Source organism: Streptomyces sp. WAC04114 (genome assembly GCF_019733245.1).
Classification (GTDB): Bacteria; Actinomycetota; Actinomycetes; order Streptomycetales; family Streptomycetaceae; genus Streptomyces; species Streptomyces massasporeus_A.
In genome coordinates this window covers 1-4,963 of the sequence record NZ_JAIGQA010000306.1, presented here as the reverse complement: position 1 = coordinate 4,963, position 4,963 = coordinate 1, and the positions used below count along the sequence as shown (strand labels likewise).

General features: G+C 74.3%; 2 protein-coding genes and 1 pseudogene. 1 reads left to right on the top strand and 2 read right to left on the bottom strand.

Annotated elements, in window-relative coordinates:
- Positions 1 to 1,185: 1,185 nt before the first annotated feature.
- Positions 1,186 to 2,352 carry a VWA domain-containing protein gene (locus tag K4G64_RS38360; protein WP_221760477.1) on the bottom strand — a complete coding sequence of 389 codons (1,167 nt, stop codon included), beginning with the start codon at positions 2,350 to 2,352 and terminating at the stop codon, positions 1,186 to 1,188.
- 139 nt (positions 2,353 to 2,491) lie between these two features.
- Positions 2,492 to 4,885 carry a DUF5682 family protein gene (locus K4G64_RS38355; protein ID WP_260461552.1) on the bottom strand — a complete coding sequence of 798 codons (2,394 nt, stop codon included), beginning with the start codon at positions 4,883 to 4,885 and terminating at the stop codon, positions 2,492 to 2,494.
- Here K4G64_RS38355 and K4G64_RS38350 point away from each other — a divergent pair.
- Positions 4,833 to 4,963 (top strand): annotated as a pseudogene (locus K4G64_RS38350) (SWIM zinc finger family protein); the annotation flags it as partial. The gene K4G64_RS38355 and the pseudogene K4G64_RS38350 sit on opposite strands and share 53 nt — an antisense overlap.

Genomic DNA, 4,963 nt, shown 5'->3' with positions numbered 1-4,963 from the left:
GGTCTGGGGTGGGCCGACGGTCCGGGGTGGCTGATGTGGCCGGTGTGGTGTGCGCGTCTGACGTGGTGCATGGGAGTGCCGGGGGCCATCGGGCCGCCCGCGGGTGCCGCGTGGGGCGCGTCGCCGTGGCCGACGGTGCCCGGTGTCCCGGCCTGCGGCGGGGGTCCGGTGGCGTCCATCGGCGTCGTTGTCCCACCCGGCTGCGGGCCGGCCGTGACCGGGGCAGGGAGGGGGAGAGGGACAGGGAGAGCGGGCAGGGAAGGCGTGCCCGGGAGCGCGGTGTCAGTGCCCGGGGGTGCGGGCAGGGCCGGAAGACCGGGCAGGCCCTCCACGCTCGGCAGGGTCGGCAGGGTCGGCAGGGTCGGCAGGCTCGGCAGGCTCGGCAGCGCGATTGGACCGGGGAGGGTGGACCGGGCGGGCGAGTCGGGCAGCCCTGGCAAGGGTGAGGCTGGGAGCCCTGGCAGAGAGGGCGGTGTCGGCAAGGCGGCCGGAACCGGGAGGTTCGGCAGAGCCGGGGCCTCGGGCCGCACAAGATGCGACGAACGCTCGGGCAGGACCAGGTGCGACGGCTCCCTCGACGGCTCCGACCGCCCCACGCGCGACGCCCGCTCGAACGACTGCGACCGCGACTGCGACTGCGACTGCGACTGCGAGGACGATGGCAGCGACGACGACGGTCGCGACGGCGACAGCGGTTTCACCCGGCCGTCCACCGCCCCCTCGCCCGCGGCCTCCACCACGTCCCCGGCAGCCCGACCAAGCCGATCCCCCGCGGCCCCCGAGGCGTGAACGCCGCTGACGACCTGCCCGCCCCGCCCCTCCGGCAGTGCCCCTACGCCGCTCTCCGCATACGCCCGCTCCCCGCACAGCAGCCCGATGGCCGACAACCCGGCCACCAGCAGCGCCACTTGGAGCACGCGCCGCCCGACCGCTGTGCGCAGCGCGCGCAACGCGGCCTCGGGCAGGGCTGCTGACCAGGTCAAGTGGGGGAGCTTCCTCCCGTGCGACGGAAGCGGTACCGCCCGGCCGGCAGCACGCACGGCCGAGCAGGCGCCGATCCTCGCACGGGAGTGCGGCGGTTGCGCAAGCCCTTGCTTACCGATGGCCCGTCATGTCCGTTTTCGTGCCGCACGTCGGACGACGGCGCGTCGGCATGACGTCATCTGCCCCCTCCCGCCAGGCCCTTCACGCCGCGTCCGGTATCGGCAACGGCCGCTTCTCGATCGCGGCCGCCATCACCTCCGGGAACAGATCGGGTGTGCAGGCGAACGCCGGTGCCCCCAATGCCGCGAGCGCCGCAGCGTGTTCCCGGTCGTACGCCGGTGCCCCCTCGTCCGAGAGGGCCAGCAGCGTCACGAACTGCACGCCCGCCGCCTTCATCGCGGTGACCCGCTTGAGCATCTCGTTGCGGATGCCGCCTTCGTAGAGGTCGCTGATCAGCACGACCACCGTCTCCGCGGGCCGGGTGATCTGCGACTGGCAGTAGGCGAGCGCCCGGTTGATGTCCGTGCCACCGCCGAGCTGCGTGCCGAACAGCACGTCGACCGGGTCGTCCAGCTGGTCCGTGAGGTCCACGACCGCCGTGTCGAAGACGACGAGTCGCGTGGAGATCGTCCGCATCGAGGCGAGCACCGCCCCGAACACCGAGGCGTACACCACCGATGCCGCCATGGATCCCGACTGGTCGATACAGAGGATGACCTCCTTCTTGGTGGACCGGTTCGCCCGCCCGTACCCGACGAGCCGCTCCGGCACGATCGTTCGGTACGCGGGCAGGTAGTGCTTGAGGTTGGCCGCGATGGTGCGGTTCCAGTCGATGTCGTGGTGGCGGGGCCGGTTGATCCGGGCGCTGCGGTCGAGCGCGCCGGTGAGGCTGGCCCGGGTGCGGGTGGCGAGTCGCTTCTCCAGGTCCTCGACGACCTTGCGCACGACGGCCCGGGCCGTCTCCTTCGTCGTCTCCGGCATCGCCTTGTTGAGCGACAGCAGCGTGCCGACGAGATGCACGTCGGCCTCGACCGCTTCCAGCATCTCCGGCTCCAGCAGCAGCGTTGCGAGACCGAGCCGGTCGATGGCGTCGCGCTGCATGACCTGCACGACGGAGGAGGGGAAGTACGTGCGGATGTCCCCGAGCCAGCGCGCCACCGACGGCGCCGACGCCCCGAGCCCCGCCGAACGGTCCCGGCCCCCCTGTGATCTGCCGTCCTTCCTGCCGTAGAGCGCGGTGAGCGCCCCGTCCATCGCCGCGTCCCGCCCCGACAGCGCGCAGCCGGTGCCGTCCGCGGAGTCCCCTCCGAGCACGAGCCGCCAGCGTCGCAGCCCCTCCTGCGCCGGGTCCGTCGCCTCGGCCGTCATCCCCGCCCTCCCTTGCGAGGCCGTTCCCACAGCGGGATCACCGGCACGGTCGTCGCGGGCCGCACCTCCGCCCGGAGTCCGCCCGTCGCGGTGTCCCCAGCCACCGGAGTCGTCGTCCGCTCCCTCATTGCCACGGTCGTCATGCCGTCACCCCCGCCAGGTCGTTGTTCGTGTTGTCGTCCACGTCGTCCAGCCCGAGCAGCAGCCGTACGACCGGCAGCACGGCGTCCGCGCGCTCCAGGTCGAGGTCGGCCGCGAAGCCGGGTGTCCCCGCGCCGTTCGCGCCACCCCCGGCTCCCGGCCCGCGCCGGACCAGTTCACCGAGGGTCCGGCGCACCCCGGGCTCGTACGCCGAGAACGTCCGCCGCAGCAGGGGCAGTACGTCCGTGAAGGCCTCGGCGGGAACCCCGGTCAGCCATGCGTCGACCAGCCCGAGCAGCCGCTCGTCGTGCACCAGCAGCAGTCCGCCCCCGGAGCCCCCGCCGACGAAGCCCTCGATCCACGCGGCCGCGTCCGCCGGTGGCGTGCCCGGTGACAGGACGAGCCCCATCAGCACAGCCGCCTCGTCGTGGGCCAGTTGCCCGTCGTCGAGCAGGAGCCGCACGGCCCGCCCCCGGATGACCCCGGGCACGGTGTCCCGCCCGGACAGCACCCGCAGCACCGACTGCCAGCGGCTTCTCAGCAGGCCGTGTCCCGTCGCGGGCGCGTCGCCCAGGAGGCCCACGGCCTGGTGCACCGCCTCCACATGGCGCCGCATCTCCTCGGCGGCGTCCGCGTCGAGCGCGGCGCAGGCCGGGGGCAGTCCGACGAAGACCCGCTCGGCCAGTCCCGCCGCGACCTCCGCCAGGGCACCGGTGTCCGTGCCACGCACGTCGCCGTAGCGCAGGGAGCGGACCAGGGCCGGAAGCGCCTGGGCGAGATGGCCGACGTCCGTGTCGAGGGCCGCCCGGTCGGCGAGGATCCGCATCACCGCCGGCAGCGCGCCGGGCAGTTCGGCCAGGAGGCAGTGCTCGGCGAGCGCGGTGACGTCGGCGAGGCCCTGCGCGGTGACCGCGTCCGTCTCGGCCTTGGCGGTCGCGGCGGACAGGACGGTTGTGCCCCACACTCCTGCCTCGGCGATCCGGACGGACAGCTCGGGCTCCCAGCGCAGTCGCCACGTCTCCCGGAACGTGCCCGTGCTGCCCCGCGAGGCGGCCTGTTCGCCCCACGCGATACCGAGCAGCCGCAGCCGGTGCAGCAATCTGCTGCGGGCGGCGTCGTTCTCCTTGCGCAGGTCGAGCTCCAGCTCCCGCTCCAGCGCCTCCGGCTTCAGCCGCAGCCGGCGTTGCAGCCGGGCGAGGTCCCGCTGCAACGGCACCGCCGGCGCGGACGGCGGCACTTCCCCCAGCACGTCCCCCACGACCAGCCGGTCCCGTACCAGCTCCAGCGGCACGTCCGAGCCCTCGCACATCACGGCCCGCACCGCGTCGGTCGTCTCGCTCAGGCCGGGCAGCGGGCGGCCGCGCATCGCGGCGAGGGTCTCGGCCAGCCGTACCGCCTCGATGACATGGGCGGAGGAGACGATCCGGTCCTCGGCGCGCAGCAGCCCCGCCACCTTGGTCAGCCACCGCTCCACCGGCCGGTCGGGGGCGCTGAACAGGTGCCCGTACCAGCCGGGCGAGTCGATACCGGCCCCGTACCCGCTGCTCCGGGACAGCCGCCTGTGGGTCCACGGCACCCAGGTCAGGTCCGTCTTGACCTTGGGAAGCCCCTTGAGCAGCGCCTTGTCGGCAGCGACGGTGGTCTTCCGCCGCAGTGCGGGCACGTGCCAGGCCCCGCAGACGACGGCCACCGCGTCGTCGAACTCCCGCTGCGCGGCCCGCACCTGGAGCCGCATGTACGCCTCCCGCACCAGGTCCCGGTCGTGTCCCCCGCTGCCGTAGGTCTCCCGGAGTGCGCCCATGGCCTCCTCCAGCGCGGTGAACGGCGCGAGGGCGTCGCCCTCCCCCGCACCCCGGTGTTCCACGACGTCCTCCCACCAGCGCTCCGGGTCGTCGTAGCCGGCCGTCTCGGCGAGCACGCGGAGCGGGTCGATCCGCAGGGCGGCGGAGCCGGGGCCGGTGTCTCCCTCCTCCGCCACCGGCTCGGCGTCCAGCGGGCGTTCGCCCTCCGGCGTCTCCGCGTCCTCCTGGCCCTTCCAGGCCAGCGTGTGCGTGGCCGGCAGGTCGATGAAGCGGGCCGGGACGTCGTGGTCCAGGGCCCAGCGGAGGGCGACCCATTCCGGGGAGAACCCGGCCAGTGGCCAGAAGGCGGAACGGCCTGGCTCGTCCACGGCATGGGCGAGCAACGCGACCGGCGGCCGCATCTCCTCGTCGGCGGCGAGCGGGATCAGGCCGTCGGCCTCGGGCGGCCCCTCGATCAGCACGACCCGCGGCCGGACCTCCTCCAGCGCCGCGCGTACCGCCCGCGCCGACCCGGGCCCGTGATGCCGCACCCCGAGCAGCACCGGCCCCGAGTACAAGTGCAGTTGCCCGAGCCGCAAGTTCCCTTGCAAGCACGCTCTCGGGCTGCTGCTGCTCTGGGCCGCCGACGACGCGGCCGTACCGCCGGGGCAGCCGCCGGGGTGGGCCGA